Consider the following 16,207-nt stretch of genomic DNA (forward strand, 5'->3'; position numbering starts at 1 on the left):
TCCCGGTTCGGTCGGAGTGAATTCCTGCGTATTGACCGCGCCGCCCGCACCGCGTCCTGGCGCTGCTGTTCCTTGGTACGCGGTCTGCCGCGCCGGGAGCGCCGGAGCCACGCCATTGAGACCAACGCAACGACGGTTGCGATCGCGAGGACCATCCATCCGTAGGTCGGCATGAACCAATCTTATGAGCTGGTCGCCAGTGACTTGGCCGTTGGCCGGAGCGTATGCCTGGTCTCGCATAATGGTTGACGGAACGGCGTCGGAGGTCGTTTGACGCCTGGTCGTGATCGATTAGGTCGTGCCGTGGTGCTGCGATCGATCGTAGGGGTTAACCTCCCGGGGTGACCCAAGATCTGCCACGCGAGATCAAGAGGCTGGGTAAGGCTGAGCTGGTCGCACTCGCGCAGCGGGCGAGGGACATGCATCTTGGCGTCGGTCGACGCGCCGACTGGATCACCGAGCACGTCGAACACGGCCGTGCGGCGATCATGCGGGCGATCCTGCGCGAGTCCACCCCGCAGCCCTGCTATCGCACCCTTGTTCTCGCGCACCGCCTGGATGGCAGCGTGGAGCACTTCCCCCTCGACGTGCTCCCCGGTGACTTCGCCGCGCTGTCAGACGTGAGTTCCGCCGAGCTGCTCAAGCTGACGCGGTGGGCGTTGTCCTGGGTACCGATCAGTGATCTGCCCGCCGAGTACCAGGCCGAGTGGGACCGGGCAGGCCGGGGTGAGTCCCTGGAGTCGCCCGGTGGGTGTCCGAGGCCCTGATGTGGTGGTGCGCTTTGGTGCGGGTCAGACCGGTGGTGCTGCGCCGAGGGACGGCGTTGATCGGGCTGTTGGCGTCGTAGACGGTGACGGTGTGCTCGTCGAGAACGACGGAGACCACCTTGCGGGCATGGACCTTGCCGACTTGGATTCTCTGTCCGGCGACTTGGATGCTGCCGTTGATGGATACGACTCGTTCCGCGCTCGGGATGGCCGCTGGTGGCGGGATTGCGGATGCTGGGCGGGCGTCGCGAATACGGGTGCAGGCGGTGGGCGGGAGTGGGCAGCGCAGGGTGCGGCGCAGTTGCCCAACGTCGTCGATGACGTGCAGGAGAATCCCGTCAAGGCGGACCCGAACGCGCTGGCCTGCCAAGGGCATGCCGACGCTGATCTGCCGGCCGCTGATGCTGATGCCACCGCAGGCGTTGACGACTCGGTCGACCTCGACAGCGGCGGTTTGCGGCTCAGCCGGCGGCAATGGTGGTGGACCGGCGGGGATACCACCGTTGGCCAGCAACCGGGTTAGGTCACGTTGGGACAGCCGGGACGGGCTGGACTTGATGCGGGCGCCGTCGGCGGTCAGGACGTGCAGCCGATCGGTGTCGACCCAGATCGTCACCGCGGTGCCGGCGAGGCCGGGGCCGAGCCACACCTGCTGCTGAGCGACGGTCAGGTTCCCCGACGGCGGCACGACCCGAACCAGCTGCACTGGCTGAGAACGGGCGGTGGACACGGTCAGCGACGTGTCGACTTCGACGGCGGGTGGCGTTCTCTGGGCCGGCGGCGCGGCGGGCAGTAGCCCGGCCGGCAAGCGCAGCGGCAGGCCCTCTACGGCGGGGCGCACCAGTTCGGCGGTGGGGCGATGGAACCGTTCGGCGGGGAAGGCATCGTCGATGCCCTGGTGCGGCCGGTCGTGGTTGTATTCGGCGACGAACGCGTCCACCGCGGCCTGGGCCTCCTCCAGGGTGGCGAACACCCGTCCGTCCAGGCATTCACCCTGCAGGCTCTGGTGAAACCGTTCCACCTTCCCCGTGGTGGTCGGAGATCGGGGCTTGGTGTTGCGGGCGACGATGCCGTTGTCCCGGCAGATCCGCTCGAACAACACCTCACCCGGACGGGGCTTGGTGAACCGGCCGGTGAACTGCTTGCCGTTGTCGGTCAGTACCTCACCCGGCACCCCGAACCGGGTCAGAGCAGCAGCGAACGCGGCACACACGGCCCGGCCGGTGGCCCGACGCACCACCGTGGCGATCACGCAATAGCGGGAGTGGTCATCCAGACCAGTGACCACCTTCGCCTCGGTGCCGTCAGCGAGCAGGACACCCCCGACGATGTCCATTTGCCACAACTCCATCGGCTCCGGCCGTTCCCACCTCCGATAGTCCTCCCGCCGACGCTTACGAGGCACCGCCAGCACCAGGTTGTTCCGTCGCAGGATCCGATACACCGTCGCCCGAGCCGGTGGTGGAGTCACCCCGCGACGGCCCGCCTCGAACCGCAGCCGCCGCGGACCCCACCGCGGATGATCCCGCCGCAGCTCACACACCAACGCTTCCGTCGCGGCGTTAACCCGGTGCGGGCAGACATGCGGACGATGCGACCGGTCCTCCAAACCCTTGACGCCCTCGGCGGCATACCGGGCCAGCCAGTTGTGAATCGTCTGCCGAGACACCCCATACCGGGCGGCGACCTCCGTCTTCGGCGTCCCGCCCAGGCACTCCATCACGGCGTGAAACCGCTGCTCCATAACGCTCAACTCCGCAAGCCTCAACCCGGTGCTCCTCCCGCCTGAGTTACAGGCGCAACGAGCACCAGGCCGACCAGGTGTCAAACGTCAACCGAGGCCGCCGTGTCAAGCATCAACCGGCGCAGGACAGTTGGCCGGAGCGTAGTGTGTTCAGACTTTCTTTACTTGGTCAAGGGCGGGCCTGCGGCCCGCCGCCGTGTCGCGCCGGGGCGCGCGTGCGGCCTGGCGGCCGGTCACGCCCCGGCGCACGGCGCAGCAACGAGAGAGCCAAGAGGCCGCCGCCGGCCGAACAGGGCAAGGCTCCCGGCGAGCCAGGTCAAAGCGCCTCCGGCGGGGGCCTCAGGCTCCGGGATGGCTGGGGACCGTCAGCGGCTCACGGTCCGCGGTGGTTGCGGTGGCTGCCATCCCGTCACCGCCGTCCCAGGCAAAGCCGAGCAGACCTGCCCCGGGGTGCCAAGGTCGTTCGTCCGGCAGGGCGCTCCACCTTGTCGCCCCGGGGCAGGCCCGCTCCACGAGGTGTGGGACGACGGTGACGGGATGGCAGCCCGGGGGTAAGTGCGGCGCGCCGCCGAGCCAGAAACCGACCACAACCTCAACGCAGATAGACGCAAAGCGATGAAGGCCCGTCCAAGATCAGGCCGTCGCCGGGCCGTCAGGCCGTCGCCAGGCCGTCAAATGTCGGCCAAAGTTGACCAAGAACGACCATCGACACCCGGACATAGAACCAGCTCAGAGCCTTGATTACGGCTCTGAGCTGGTGGGCGACGGACGAGTCGACCTGTACGCCGGATTCTGTGACCGACGCGCCGCGAGGGCGCATCGGCGGCGGCCATCCATCTCGGCCTGCCGTTGCCGGCAGGCTCCAGCGGCCTACCCGCAGACATCGGGCGGGCCGCCCTCAAGCGTCTGCGCGGGTCGTCATCTTGCGGTGACGGCCCTTTCTTGGCCTTGCTCCGGGTGGGGTTTACCGAGCCATCCCGGTCACCCGGGATGCTGGTGGGCTCTTACCCCACCGTTTCACCCTTACCGTTCCGTTACGGGCCGGCGGTCTGTTTTCTGTGGCACTGTCCCGCGGGTCACCCCGGGTTGCCGTTAGCAACCACCCTGCCCTGTGGAGTCCGGACGTTCCTCGGCGACGGGCCGCAGCCCGTCGACGCGACCGCCCGGTCGACTCGTCCGTCGCGCACCCATCCTAACGACGGCGGCGCCACGCCCATTTCCGCCCCGTCCCCAGCACGTCGTAGGCGCTCACCTGGCTGAGGATCCGGTCCGGGATCGGCGTCTGCGGTGAGGTCGCCCCGGTTGGGCGCCGGCGTACGGGATGGTCAGACGTCCGTTTCCGGGGTGGCTGACAGTGCCTGGACGAGCACGAGGGCGGAGACGAGGTCGGTGTCGAGGATCGATCTGATCTCCGCGAGACCCAGCCGGTCGAACGGCGCCTTCTCCCAGATGCTCGCGTTGAAGATGATCGTGCCGACATTGGCGTCCGTGAGCTGGGCGATGGCGGTGCCGGCGACATCAGGTCGAGGTCCCCGCGAGCGGGGCCCGATCCGCGATCTGCTCGAAGAGCAGCAGGTCGCGGCCGGCGAAGACCTCGCCCTGATCTTCCTTGAGGGACGCGGTGTCTGCCAGGACCGCCGAGAGCTGGCTACCGAGCGTCGGCTCGCCGTACCGCTCGCGCCCCACCGGGACCCGCTCGCGGTACGCCTCGTGGTGGGTGCGGGTCGAGCTGGCATGGATGTGGAGGGGACCGCGTACTCCGTCCTGCGTCTGCGCCAGCATGGCGTCGACGTCGTCCTTGTCGGGCGTGGTGGCCGTGAGGTGGAAACGACGGACCGGGTGCCGACAAGTTGAGTTACCGGCGGGCCGTACTAGCCTCTTGAGATCATGGACCTCTCCGACGCCGCACTGCTGGTCGCCGCCGGTCTCGCCGCAGGCACGGTGAACGCGGTGGCCGGGGGCGGCTCGCTGATCACCTTCCCGGCGCTGATCGCGACCGGCCTGCTCCCGGTCCCGGCCAACGTCAGCAACTCGGTGTCGGTCTTTCCCGGGTACGTGGCCAGCGTGGCGGGCAGCCGGGCGGACCTGCCGCCGGGCCGGGCGCTGTGGCGTCTGCTGCCCACCGCGGTGCTCGGCACGGCCCTCGGCTGCGTGCTGCTGCTGGCCACGCCCGCGCGGGCCTTCGAGCTGGTGGTGCCCTTCCTGGTGCTGGGCGCGACGGCCGTGCTGGCCTTCCAGGATCCGCTGCGCCGGCTGGTCGGTCACCCGGCCGACCTGAGCCCGCGCCGCCGGACCGTCACGGTGCAGGCCATGGTCGCGCTGGGCACGGTGTACGGCGGTTACTTCGGCGCGGCGCTCGGGGTGATGCTGGTGGCCGGGCTGGCGCTGGTGCTGGACACCACCCTGGCCCGGGTGAGCGCGATCAAGAACCTGCTCTCGGCCGTGGTGGGGTTGACCACCCTGGTGGTCTTCGCGCTCTTCGGCCCGGTGAACTGGGCGGCCGTCGCGGTGGTCGCGCCGGCCACCCTGGTCGGCGGGTACGTGGGCGCCCGGGTGGTCCGCCGGCTGCCGCCGGTGCTGCTGAAGAGCATGATCGTGGTGTTCGGCACGGTGATCGGGCTCTACCTGCTCTACCGCGCGCTGCACTGACCCCGGACAGCGAACCGCCCCGGCACGCGTCGCACCGGGGCGGTTCGGCCGGCAGGCCCGAGGCCGGCCGGCCCCAGGCCGGCGGGCCCCAGGCCGGCGGGCCCCAGGCCGGCAGGCCCGAGGCCGCCAGGCCCGAGGCCGGCAGGCCCGAGTCAGCCCGGGTCAGTACGCCTCGCCGACCGGCTCCTCGGGGGCGTGCTCGTTGCGCCGGGCGGCGGAGTTCCACCGCGACCAGAGCACCCGCTCGCCGTAGCCGGCGGCCATCACGTGGGCGAAGGCGAGGTAGACCAGCACGCCGACGGCGAGCACCCCGAAGCCGACCCAGAACGGCAGCGCCAGGCTGTGCTCGGCGAGCTTGCCGGCGATGATCGGGGCGGGCGCGGCGGCGCCCCAGCGGACCAGGTTGAACGCGCCGGTGGCGACCCGGCGGTCGGCGGAGCCGAGGCCGAGCGCCAGGTCGGTGAGGTTGGCGTTGGCCAGGCCCATGAACAGGCCGGCGAGCACCAGCACGACCAGCGACATGGCGGTGCCGGTGGAGGTGGCGAAGAGGACCATGCAGACCAGCAGGCCGGCGATCGCGACGCCGACCGTCTGCACGGCGCCGATCCGGTGCGCCAGCCGGTGGCCGATCAGCAGGATGCCGGCGGCCAGGCCGAGTCCCCAGCCGGTGAAGGCCAGTCCCAGCGGGATGACGTCGAGGTGCAGGTAGAGCGGGGTGTAGCCGAGCACCACGAAGAAGACGAAGTTGTAGGCGGCGGTGACCACGCAGAGGGTGATGAACGCCGGCTTGCGGTAGGTGGCGAAGATCTGGCCGACGCGTACCGGGGCCTGCCTGCGGGCCGGCTCGCGGAGCTTGCGGGCGGCGACGCCCAGCGCGAGCACCATGAACACGCCGCAGACGAAGAAGGGCAGCCGCCAGCTGATCTCGCCGAGCAGGCCGCCGATCAGCGGGCCGACGGCGAAGCCGAGACCGAGCGCGGTCTCGAAGAGGCCGACCACCCATTCGCGGTCGTTGGCGAGGTTGACCAGCACCACCATGGCGGTGGCGAAGAACATCGCGTTGCCCAGCCCCCAGACGCCGCGCAGCACGGAGAGCTGCACGATGTCGTTGCTAAACGAGGCGAGGATGGCAGCCAGGCCGACCACCGAGACACCGGTGATGAGCACCGGCTTGAAGCCGAACTTCCCGCTGGCCAGGGTCGCCGGAATCATGCCGACGGCCATCACCGCGATGTACGCGGTGAAGAGCAGTTCGACCTGCCAGGCGGTGACCCCGATGGCCGCGCCGATGGCGGGCAGGATCGGGTCGACCACGGCGATGCCGGCGATGGCCAGGAAGGCCACCAGGGTGGTGGCGTAGATGGCACTGCGGTTGGGCTCGGAACGCCGATCCACTCCGCGACCTCCAAGATAGCTGTATTATGCAGGTAATCAAGTTGTATCCTACAGCTATGAGCGAGGACGCCAACGCGGGAGATGCCACACTCGGCCGGATCGAGACCGAGGTCGCGCTGCTCATGCGGTTCGGCGAGGCCACCCGCCGGGCCACCGGCAGCGCCGAGCACCGGGTGCTGGACCGGGCCGCGTACGTGATCCTGCGGCACCTGGACAGCGCCGGCCCGCAGAACGTGTCGGCGCTGGCCGCCCGGCTCAACCTGGACGGCTCCACGGTCACCCGGCAGGTCTCCGCCCTGCAACGGGACGGCCTGATCGCGCGTACCCCCGACCCGGCCGACGGGCGCGGCACGGTGATCTCCCCCACCCCGGCCGGCCTGCAACGGATGGCCGCGGTGCGGGCGGCCCGCACCCGGCTCTACGGCGACATGCTCGCCACCTGGTCCGAGACGGACCGGGACAACCTGGCGGAACTGCTCCACCGCCTGAACCAGGCGCTCGACTCCCGCAACCGCCGCCGCTGAGGGGGTGGAGCGGGGCCTGCCCACGCAGCAGGCGTAGCGCGGGGCCCCCGCCCACGCAGCAGGCGTGGTGCGGGGGCCCCTACCTTCCGTCAGGCGACGGGCTCCCGGGCGGAGTCCGCGTCGCGCTCGGTACCGGGGATGACCCGCGGGTCGCCCTCGTCGGCGAAGTAGTCGTCCGGGGTGGTGCCGTCCACCCCGTCGGCCACCTTCGTCGCCCGCAGCACCAGGGTGAGCAGCGCGGCCACCGCGAGGTTGACCAGCACCGCCACGATGCCCACGTAGATCGTCTTCTTGGTGTCGAAGCCGAACTCGGAGAGCGGGAAGGCCGAACCGGCGAAGTGCTTCTTGCCGGTGGCCGGGTTGCCGATCTGGTAGAGCATCCACATGCCCAGGCCCATGCCGGCCACCCAGCCGGCGATCAGCGCGCCCCGGTGGAACCAGCGGGTGTAGAGGCCCAGGGCCACCGCCGGCAGCGTCTGGAGGATGATCACACCGCCGATGAGCTGCAGGTCGATGGAGAACTGCGGGTCGAGGAAGACGATGCAGGCCACCGCGCCGACCTTCACCACCAGCGAGGCGATCTTGGAGACGTTCGCCTCCTGCGCCGGGCTGGCGTCCCGCTTCAGGTACTCCTTGTAGATGTTGCGGGTGAACAGGTTCGCCGCCGCGATCGACATGATCGCCGCCGGCACCAGCGCGCCGATGCCGATGGCCGCGTACGCCACGCCCGCGAACCAGTCGGGGAACTGGCTGTCGAAGAGCAGCGGCACCACGGTGTTGCCGTCGACGCTGCCGGCCTTGGCGCCGGGCAGCGGCTTCACGTTCGCCGCGATGGCCATGTAGCCGAGCAGCGCGATCAGACCGAGCAGCAGGCTGTACGCCGGCAGCGCGGACATGTTCCGCTTGATCACGTCGCGGTTCCGGCTGGCCAGCACGCCGGTGATGCTGTGCGGGTAGAGGAACAGCGCCAGCGCCGAGCCGAACGCCAGGGTGACGTACTGGAGCTGGTTGTTGGCGTTGAGCAGGATGCCGTCGCCGGGCGCCGGACTCGCCTTGAACTTCGCGTCGGCCGCGTCGAAGATGCTCCCCCAGCCGCCCAGCTTGTACGGCAGGTAGACGACCGCCACCAGGATCACGATGTAGATCAGGGAGTCCTTGACGAACGCGATCAGCGCCGGCGCGCGCAGCCCGGACTGGTACGTGTACGCCGCCAGGATGGCGAACGCGATGATGATCGGCAGGTGCCGGGCCAACGCGCTGTCCCCGGTGACGCCCATCGTCTTGAGCACCGCCTCGATGCCGACCAGCTGCAACGCGATGTACGGCATCGTCGCCACGATGCCGGTGATCGCCACCAGCAGCGCCAGGATCGGCGAGTCGAAGCGGTTGCGGACGAAGTCGGCCGGGGTCACGAAGCCGTGCCGGTGCGACACCGACCAGAGCCGGCACAGCACCAGGAACACCAGCGGGTAGATGACGATCGTGTACGGCACGGCGAAGAAGCCCGCCGCACCGGCCCCGAAGATCAGCGCCGGCACCGCCACGAAGGTGTACGCGGTGTAGAGGTCACCGCCGACCAGGAACCAGGTGATCCAGCCGCCGAAGCTGCGCCCACCCAGGCCCCACTCGTCCAGGTGCGCCATGTCGCGCGGCGCCCGCCACCGGGCCGCCACGAAACCCATCGCGCTGACCAGCAGGAAGAGCAGCGTGAAGACGATGATCTCGGTCAGGTGATCCCGCCACATCACTGGACCCCCTTCGTTCGCGACTGCGGGGCTCGCAGGCCCGACTCACTCCTCGCGCTCACCGGTCACCCCGCTTCTTGGTCATCTGGTAGACGAGCGTGGTGGTGCCGACGCCGAGCAGGATCCAGGCCAGTTGCAGCCAGTAGAAGCGCGGGAATCCGAACAGCCGGGGTGAGTCGGCGTTGAAGAAGGCCGGGATCAGCGGCACCACGATCGGGATGAAGAGCAACCAGTTCCACGGGCTGTGATCCTTCGCCCTGGATCGCGCCGGTGTCGGCGCCTCCGGTCCGGGTGCAGCCATGTGACACACCTCCGGGAAGTAGTGACTTGCCATGTGACGGCCGGAGGCTACGACCCTGTGAGCGCGGTCACGTTCGGCGGAACGACCGTGATGCGCCGAGCGGCGGCCCGCGTGCGCCGAACGGCGACGGCCCGGCGGCCGGGCGGCGACGTCAGGTCACGGCGGCGCGGCGGCCGGCCCGCGACGTCAGGTCACGGCGGCGCGGCGGCCGGCCCCGCCGTGCCGGAGCGGGCGGCGGGCGGCGGGCGGCGGGCGGCGGGTGGCGGGCGGCGGGCGGCGGGCGGCGGGCGGCGGGCGGCGGGTGGCGGGTGGCGGGTGGTCAGATGTCGTTCAGGTGCGCGGTGTCGTTGACCGAGCGGACCGCGACGCCGCCGTCCGGGTACAGGTCGAGCACCGAGATGCCGGCGGTGTCCAGGTAGAGCCGGTGCAGGAAGGCGTCGCCGGCCGCCAGCGCGTCGCGCAGCACCAGCTTGATCGGCGAGACGTGGGAGACCACCACCACGGTCTCCCCCGGGTACGCCCGGCGCAGCCGGTCCACCGCCCGCCCGGTGCGTTCGGCGACGGCGGCGAACGACTCGCCCTCGGGCGGCGCCACCCGGGTGGAGGCGAGCCAGGCGTCCAACTCGCCCGCCCAGTCCGCGCGTACCTCGGCGAAGGTGCGCCCCTCCCAGACGCCGAAGTCGCACTCGATCAGGTCGTCGTCGGCCCGGACCGGCGGGTCGCCGACCAGCGCGGCGATCGCCTCGGCGGTCGCCGTACACCGGGACAGCGGCGAGCTGACCACGGCCGCGACCGACGGCGCCAGCGCGGCGACCCGCGCCGCGGTGGCCCGGGCCTGGGCCCGGCCGCGGTCGGTCAGCGCCACGTCGCCCCGCCCCGAGTAGCGCTTCTGCACGGTGCGCTCGGTCTCGCCGTGCCGGACCAGGATCAGCCGGGTGGCCTCCTCGGTCGGCCGCGGCTCCCAGGAGGCGGGGGTGGTGGCCGGGTCGGTGCCGGTGGCCCGGCCCACGGCGGCGCGGGCGGCCACCTCGCGGGCGGCGGCGCGGGCCGGCGAGTCGGCAGCGGCGACCTGGCGGGGCGGCTCGGCGGTCCGGGGCGACCCCGCCGGCGCCGTGCCGCCGGCGGCGGCGTCCATCGCGGCGTTGGCCAGCGCGTCGGCGTGCGTGTTGCGCTCCCGGGGCACCCAGCTGAACCGGACCCGCTCGAACCGGCCGACCAGGCCGGCGGCCTGCGCGGCGAGCGGCCGCAACCCCGGGTGCTTGATCTGCCAGCGGCCGCACATCTGCTCCACCACCAGCTTCGAGTCCAGCCGCGCCTCGACCTCCGCCGCGCCCAGCTCGGCGGCGGCCTCCAGCCCGGCGATCAGGCCCCGGTACTCGGCGACGTTGTTGGTGCTGGTGCCGATCGCCTCGGACCGCTCGGCCAGCACCTCGCCGGTCTCCGGGTCCCGCACCACCGCACCGTAGCCGGCCGGCCCGGGGTTGCCCCGGGACCCGCCGTCGGCCTCCACCACGACCGCGCGCACCGCCACGGGCTACAGCCCCGACTCGTTGGTCCGGACCATGATCCGCCGGCACTCCTCGCAGCGGACCACGTCGTCCGGGTCGGCCTTGCGGATCCGGGCCAGGTCGGCGCCGGAGAGTTCCAGCCGGCAGCCGCCGCAGCGGGCGCCGGTGAGCAGCGCCGCGCCGAGGCCGGTGTCCGTCCGGATGCGCTCGTAGAGGGCCACCAGGTCGGCCGGGAGGTCACCGGCGAGGGGCTGGCGGGCGCCGCGCTTGAACTCCTCGTCCTTGGCGATCTCGGCCAGGCTCTCGTCGCGCCGCTGCTCGGCGGCGACCCGCCGGTCCCGGGCCTCGGCGATCCGCCGCTCCACCCCGTCGAGTACGCCCTGCGCGGTCTCCCGCTGCTCCATCAGCTCCAGCTCGGCGTCCTCCAGGTCGCCCTGGCGGCGGTTCAGCGAGACCAGCTCGTGCTGGAGCGCCTCCAGCTCACGGGCCGGGCCGCTGCCCCCGGCGAGCCGGGCCTCGTCCTTGCTCTTGCGGGCCCGGACCTGGTCGATGTCCTTCTCCAGCCGGGCGATGTCCCGGTCCAGGTCGTCGACGGCCACCTGGGCCCGGACCCGCTCGTCCTCCAGCGCGGACAGTTCCCGGGCGAGGGCGTCCAGCTCGGCCAGCTCGGGCAGCGACCGGCGGCGGTGGGCGAGCTGGGCGAGGGCGGTGTCGAGCGCCTGCAGGTCGAGCAGGCGGCGCTGCACCTTCGGGTCAGCCTTCACGGTCGGGGCTCCTTGTCGTCCGGTCGGGGCGCGGCGGCGTGCACGGTCCACGGGTCGGTGTCCAGGTCGGACACCACGGTCTCGACGCCCAGCTCGGCCCGGAGCCGGGCGGCCAGGTCGTCCAGCCAGGGTCGTTCGGTCGCCCAGTGGGCGGCGTCCAGCAGGGCCGGGCCACCGGCGGCGAGGTGCTCGCCGGCCGGGTGGTGGCGCAGGTCGGCGGTGAGGAACGCGTCCACCCCGGCGGCGGTCGCCTCGGCGAGGAAGCTGTCCCCCGAGCCACCGCTGACCGCGAGGCTACGAACCATACGCCCGGGATCCCCGGCGGCGCGAACTCCCCAGGCGGTGACGGGGAGCACGGCGGCGGCGTGCCGGGTCAGCTCGGCCAGCGTCATCGGGGTGGGCAGCGTGCCGATCCGGCCGATGCCCCGCCCCGGGCCGTCGGCCGGCGAGCCGGGACGCGGGCGGTGCAGCGGGCGCAGCCCGGTCAGCCCGAACCGGGCGGCCAGGGCGTCGGATACGCCGGGGTCGGCCACGTCGGCGTTGGTGTGCGCCACGTACAGGGCCACGTCGGCCTTGATCAGCCGGTGGACGATCCGCCCCTTGTACGTGGTGGCGGCCACCGAGGAGACCCCGCGCAGCAGCAGCGGGTGGTGCGCGACGATCATGTCGGCCCCGGCGGCCAGCGCCTCGTCCACCGTCTCCGGCACCACGTCGACGACGCAGGCGACCCGGCGCACCGGGTTGGCGGGCTCGCCGAGCACCAGGCCGACCCGGTCCCATTCCTCGGCCCAGGCGGGCGGATAGCGGGCGTCGAGCGCGGCCACCACGTCAGCGACCGTCAACGCGGATCCGGTTGTGCTCACGGCCGGCCAGCTTACCGGCGTCCGGGCCCGGTCCGGGTCGCCTGTCCGCGACGCGTCGTGGTGGCGGGCCGGCGGGACGGCGCCCGCCGGCCCGTGCGGGGGCCGCTCAGCCGACCGGGGCCACCGGCGCCCGCGCGCCGCGCAGCGCCGCGAGGCCGACCGCCCAGGGGAAGGCGTCCAGGTGCCGCTCGCCGGTGCCCGGCGCGTGCAGCGGCACCACGTGCTCGCCGAGAACCACCTGGACGCCCCACTCGCGCAGCCGGGCCACGCCGGCCCGGAAGGCCGGGTGGGCGGCCATCGCCGAGTTGGTGTACGGCACGGCGGCGATCGGCACCCCGAGGCCCTGCGCCTCGACGAGCAGCCCGAGGGCGAGCGTGTCGGTGATGCCGGCCGCCCACTTGTTGACCGTGTTCACCGTGGCCGGGCAGACGATCATCGCGTCCGCCCCGGGCAGCACGTCCGGGTCGCCCGGGTTCTTGTAGTGGGTGCGGACCGGATGGCCGGTCTGCCGGGCCAGCGCGGTCCGGTCGACGAACTTCGCGCCGTCCGGCGTGGTGACCACGCAGACGTCCCAGCCGTCCCGCTGGGCGAGGTCGACCAGCCGGTCGACGTGACGGGCCAGCGGCGAGCCGCAGGCGATGACGTAGAGCACCCGCCGGTGCCCGTTGCTGGTGTGCGGACCGCTCATCCGCTCATACTCCGACTCCCATGTGCTCAGCCAACTCCGCGATCGGCGAAGGCGGCGCACCCCGTGTGCGACGGAGCACGTCCGACATCACCTCGTGGGCGATCGGCCGGCAGCGGATCTCGGAGGGCGCCAGGCGGTCCCCGCGCAGCAGCATCTCCCCGGCGTTCGCGACGTCGCCGATCTGGGCGAACCCCCGGGCGATGTCGAGCAGGTGGTGCGCCCGGCGCTCGGGCAGCAGGGCGTTGAACGCCGGCTCGGCGAGCCGGTGGTGGGTCTCCACCGCCCGGCCGCCGTCGCCGAGTTCCACCGCCGCGGCGGCCCGGTGCAGCTCCAGGTTCGTCGGCCCGAACGAGGTCCAGTAGTGGTTGTGGTCCCCGCCCAGCAGGACGGCCGCCTCCTTGGCGCCGGAGAGCAGGTCGTCGACCGTGGCGGAGTCGCCGATCCGGGCGGCGGCCATGGCGCCCTGGAGCAGCAGCATGCCGTAGACGGAGAGGCGTTCCGGGGTGACGTCGTTACCGCCCCCCGGGGCGAGCCGGTTGGCGATCCGCACGTTGAGTTCGAGCGCCGGCCGGGGGCGGCCCATCGCCACCAGGGCGTTGCAGACCCGGGTGGTGGCCACCCCGGCCAGCAGCGGGTCGTCGGCCCGCTGGGCCACCGCCATCGAACGGTCGGCGGCCAGCCAGGCGAGGTCGCACTCGCCGAGCTTGCGCAGCACCGAGGAGGCGATCTGGTAGACCTGCCCGAGCAGGTGGGCGGCCTCCCGGCCCTGCTCGTCCCCGCCGTAGCCGGCGTCGGCGGCCTGGGCGTCGCGCAGCAGCTTCGGCAGGGCGCGGGTGAGCATGCCGTACCGGCCGTACTGGTAGGTGAGCCAGGCGTGGTTGACCGCCTTGCGCATGTCGGTCAGCGGCGGCGGGTACGGCGCCGCGTCGAAGTAGGCGCTCATCGAGTCGTACCGCTCCAGGGCGGCCCGGATCTCCTCGACCTCGACCTGGTCGATGCAGTTGAGCGCGTCGGTACGCCGCTCCGGGTCCTTGCCGAGCAGGAGTTGCACGTCGACCTGGAGGATGTCGGCGATCTCGTAGACGACGGAGAACTTGTCCAGCCGCCGGACCCCCCGCTCGACCTTGTCCACCCAGCTCTTGGACTTGCCGAGCCGGTCGGCGAAGACCTGCTGGGACATCTTGCGCCGGCCACGCCAGTAGGCCACTCGACGACCTATGGGTAGTTCGTCCATCCCTGCTCCTCCCCCTCGCGGTTGCGGACGGTCCCCCCACGTCCACCAGGTTTGCCCTGGTCGCACAGTCTGTGCGTCAGCCGTACGGCCAGTCCTCGTAGTTTCCGTGCAAGTTGCACGAGCCGTTCCGTCAGCTCAACGAGCACGGGTTACGGCAGTGACGGCGCTCGACGTGTGACGCGGGCGTGTCCGGGCTCAAGAGAAGAGGGGATGGCACACATGTGGGGGAATGTCGGGCCACGCGTCGCTCACCTGTCGCCTCTGGAGCGGGTCCGGCTGCGCCGGGTCGCGGTCCGGTACGCCGCCCACGGCTGGCCGGTCACCCCCGGCGCGTGCCTGGCCAACCGCCGGTTCGTCTGCGGCCGGGCTGGCTGCCCGACGATCGGCTGCCATCCCGCCCTGGAGAACTGGGAGCACGCGGCGAGCGCCGACCCGGCCCGGGTGGCCACCTGGTGGCGGGACCGGCCGCACGGGGTGCTGCTGCCCACCGGGCGCTCGTTCGACGTGCTGGAGGTCGCCGCCCAACTCGGCCGCCGCGTGCTGGACGCCGTGGCGACCCACCCGGCCGGCTTCGGCGTACGGGGGCCGGTCCTGGTCACCCCGACCGGACGGTGGATGTTCCTGGTCCGCCCGGGCGACCCGCTGCGCCCGGAGCTGGAGCACTGCTTCCACGTGGTCCGGCACGGCCCCGGCTCGTGGATCGCCGCGCCACCCACCCGGCTGCCCGAGGGGACGGTGCGCTGGGCGGTCGCCCCGGAGCAGGCGCGCTGGCAGCTGCCCGACTCGTACCTGGTGCAGAACGCGCTGATCGCGGCGCTCCGGGCGGCCGGGATCACGCTCGCCCCCGAACTGCTGCCCGGTCAGCTCCCGCTCCCCCGACGCGGCCGCTGACCCGACAGCCCCGCAGGCGACCGCCGACCCGACAGGCCCGCAGGCGGTCGCCGACCCGACGGAGCAGGCGGTCGCTGACCCGACAGGCCCGCGGACAGCGACCTTCCCGATGCCGTGCTCGTTGAACCGGTGACGGCGCGCTTGCGCCCAGAGCGGGGGTTGACCATGTCCAGGGACGACGCGGCCCGCCACACCGGCGGCACCGGAGAACCCGCACCGCATCACCGCCGCCCACGCCGCTGGGCCGGCACCCGCCCCTGGTTCACCCGCCCCGGCCGCCCCCGCCCCACCGGTTCCCGCCCCGCCACCCTGCACCGCCCCCTCCGCTGACCGCCCTGCGTCCCCACCCACCACCGGTGGGGGTCAGGTGAGGTACGGGAGGGTGCGGGAGCGCAGGAGGTGGGCGTTGTCGGTGATCACGGCGTGCTGCCAGGGCGCGGGGAGGCGGTCCAGCCAGCCGATGCCGGCCTCGCCCATGGCCATGGCGGCGGTCGCGTACGCGTCGGCCACGCCCAGGTCCGGGCCGACCACGGTGACCGAACGCAGCCCCCGGGCCGGTACGCCCCGGTGCGGGTCGATCACGTGGTGCCCGCGTTCGTAGTTGCCGGAGGTGGCCACGGCCAGGTCCGTGCCGGCCAGCACCAGGCAGGTGGCGGTCGGGTCCCACGGGTGCCGGATGCCGATCCGCCACGGGGTGCCGGTGGCGGAGGAGCCGCGTACCCGGACGTCCCCGCCCGCGTTCAGGCAGTGGTTGGGGGCGCCGGCGGCGACCAGCCGGTCCGAGGCGACCTGCGCCGACCAGCCCTTGACGTAGCCGGACGGGTCGAGCCGGCCGGTGGCGTACGCGTCGAAGGCGCCGTCGGTCTCCCGCCACAGGTCGGCGCAGCGCGCCAGCACCGCCCGCAGGTCGGCCGACGCCTCCGCCGGCCGCAGCTCGCCCCGGTCGACCCGGCACACCTCGCTGTCCTCCCGGTACGTGCTGAACCGCGCGTCCACCTCGCGGAGCCAGCCGAAGGTCTCCTCGGCCAGCGCGTGCAGGGTGGCGGCGGGCAGGTCGTCGGCCAGGTCGAGGCTGATCGCCGTACCCATGATCTGCTCGACCCGGCGCAGGCCGGGGCGGGCCGCGGCGCCCAC

General features: G+C 72.6%; 14 protein-coding genes, 1 other RNA gene and 1 pseudogene. 4 read left to right on the plus strand and 12 right to left on the minus strand.

Annotation, left to right across the window (positions count from 1 at the left end):
- Positions 1-341 precede the first annotated feature (341 nt).
- Positions 342-767 carry a hypothetical protein gene (locus tag ACIBPB_RS10070; RefSeq protein ID WP_396839198.1) on the plus strand — a complete coding sequence of 142 codons (426 nt, stop codon included), beginning with the start codon at positions 342-344 and terminating at the stop codon, positions 765-767.
- Here ACIBPB_RS10070 and ACIBPB_RS10075 read toward each other — a convergent pair.
- The 3 genes and pseudogenes from ACIBPB_RS10075 to ACIBPB_RS10085 all read right to left on the minus strand — a co-directional run.
- A pseudogene (locus ACIBPB_RS10075) lies at positions 763-2,520 on the minus strand (IS481 family transposase); the annotation flags it as partial. The gene ACIBPB_RS10070 and the pseudogene ACIBPB_RS10075 overlap by 5 nt on opposite strands.
- Before the next feature lie 756 nt (positions 2,521-3,276).
- An RNA gene (gene rnpB, locus ACIBPB_RS10080) (RNase P RNA component class A) lies at positions 3,277-3,686 on the minus strand.
- 343 nt (positions 3,687-4,029) lie between these two features.
- Positions 4,030-4,293, minus strand: a complete 264-nt coding sequence (locus ACIBPB_RS10085; protein ID WP_396839199.1) for a hypothetical protein — start codon at positions 4,291-4,293, stop codon at positions 4,030-4,032.
- A gap of 105 nt (positions 4,294-4,398) precedes the next feature.
- Between ACIBPB_RS10085 and ACIBPB_RS10090 the strand changes: the two genes are divergently transcribed.
- Positions 4,399-5,160, plus strand: coding sequence for a sulfite exporter TauE/SafE family protein (locus ACIBPB_RS10090; RefSeq protein ID WP_396839200.1), 762 nt, complete (start codon positions 4,399-4,401; stop codon positions 5,158-5,160).
- 162 nt (positions 5,161-5,322) lie between these two features.
- Here the strand turns inward: ACIBPB_RS10090 and ACIBPB_RS10095 are convergent, their stop codons facing one another.
- Positions 5,323-6,555: an MFS transporter gene (locus ACIBPB_RS10095; protein WP_396839201.1), complete on the minus strand. Its 1,233-nt coding sequence runs from the start codon at positions 6,553-6,555 to the stop codon at positions 5,323-5,325.
- Positions 6,556-6,611: 56 nt separating this feature from the next.
- Between ACIBPB_RS10095 and ACIBPB_RS10100 the strand changes: the two genes are divergently transcribed.
- A complete protein-coding gene (locus ACIBPB_RS10100) occupies positions 6,612-7,079 on the plus strand; it encodes a MarR family winged helix-turn-helix transcriptional regulator (RefSeq protein ID WP_396839202.1) in 468 nt (155 codons plus the stop codon).
- An 89-nt stretch (positions 7,080-7,168) separates the two neighbouring features.
- Here the strand turns inward: ACIBPB_RS10100 and mctP are convergent, their stop codons facing one another.
- The 7 genes from mctP to ACIBPB_RS10135 all read right to left on the minus strand — a co-directional run bounded on the left by mctP (position 7,169) and on the right by ACIBPB_RS10135 (position 14,182).
- A complete protein-coding gene (mctP, locus tag ACIBPB_RS10105; protein ID WP_396839203.1) occupies positions 7,169-8,824 on the minus strand; it encodes a monocarboxylate uptake permease MctP in 1,656 nt (551 codons plus the stop codon).
- A gap of 58 nt (positions 8,825-8,882) precedes the next feature.
- Positions 8,883-9,125, minus strand: a complete 243-nt coding sequence (locus tag ACIBPB_RS10110; protein WP_357327284.1) for a DUF3311 domain-containing protein — start codon at positions 9,123-9,125, stop codon at positions 8,883-8,885.
- Between the two features lie 319 nt (positions 9,126-9,444).
- Entirely contained in the window at positions 9,445-10,656 is a 1,212-nt protein-coding gene (locus ACIBPB_RS10115; RefSeq protein ID WP_396839204.1) for a bifunctional RNase H/acid phosphatase, read from the minus strand.
- 3 nt (positions 10,657-10,659) lie between these two features.
- A complete protein-coding gene (locus tag ACIBPB_RS10120) occupies positions 10,660-11,397 on the minus strand; it encodes a zinc ribbon domain-containing protein (protein WP_396839205.1) in 738 nt (245 codons plus the stop codon).
- Entirely contained in the window at positions 11,394-12,224 is an 831-nt protein-coding gene (locus ACIBPB_RS10125) for a Nif3-like dinuclear metal center hexameric protein (protein WP_396839491.1), read from the minus strand. The genes ACIBPB_RS10120 and ACIBPB_RS10125 overlap by 4 nt, the downstream gene beginning before the upstream one ends.
- A 142-nt stretch (positions 12,225-12,366) precedes the next feature.
- Positions 12,367-12,948, minus strand: a complete 582-nt coding sequence (locus ACIBPB_RS10130) for a flavoprotein (RefSeq protein WP_396839206.1) — start codon at positions 12,946-12,948, stop codon at positions 12,367-12,369.
- A gap of 4 nt (positions 12,949-12,952) precedes the next feature.
- Positions 12,953-14,182, minus strand: coding sequence for a helix-turn-helix domain-containing protein (locus tag ACIBPB_RS10135; RefSeq protein WP_396839207.1), 1,230 nt, complete (start codon positions 14,180-14,182; stop codon positions 12,953-12,955).
- Between the two features lie 219 nt (positions 14,183-14,401).
- Between ACIBPB_RS10135 and ACIBPB_RS10140 the strand changes: the two genes are divergently transcribed.
- Positions 14,402-15,073, plus strand: coding sequence for a bifunctional DNA primase/polymerase (locus ACIBPB_RS10140; protein WP_357327352.1), 672 nt, complete (start codon positions 14,402-14,404; stop codon positions 15,071-15,073).
- 363 nt (positions 15,074-15,436) lie between these two features.
- Here ACIBPB_RS10140 and ACIBPB_RS10145 read toward each other — a convergent pair whose 3' ends face one another.
- Positions 15,437-16,162 (minus strand): FAD:protein FMN transferase, encoded by a 726-nt coding sequence (locus ACIBPB_RS10145; protein WP_396839492.1) that lies wholly within the window; start codon positions 16,160-16,162, stop codon positions 15,437-15,439.
- Positions 16,163-16,207 lie beyond the last annotated feature (45 nt).

It is taken from the genome of Micromonospora sp. NPDC049836 (assembly GCF_044465125.1).
GTDB lineage: Bacteria > Actinomycetota > Actinomycetes > Mycobacteriales > Micromonosporaceae > Micromonospora.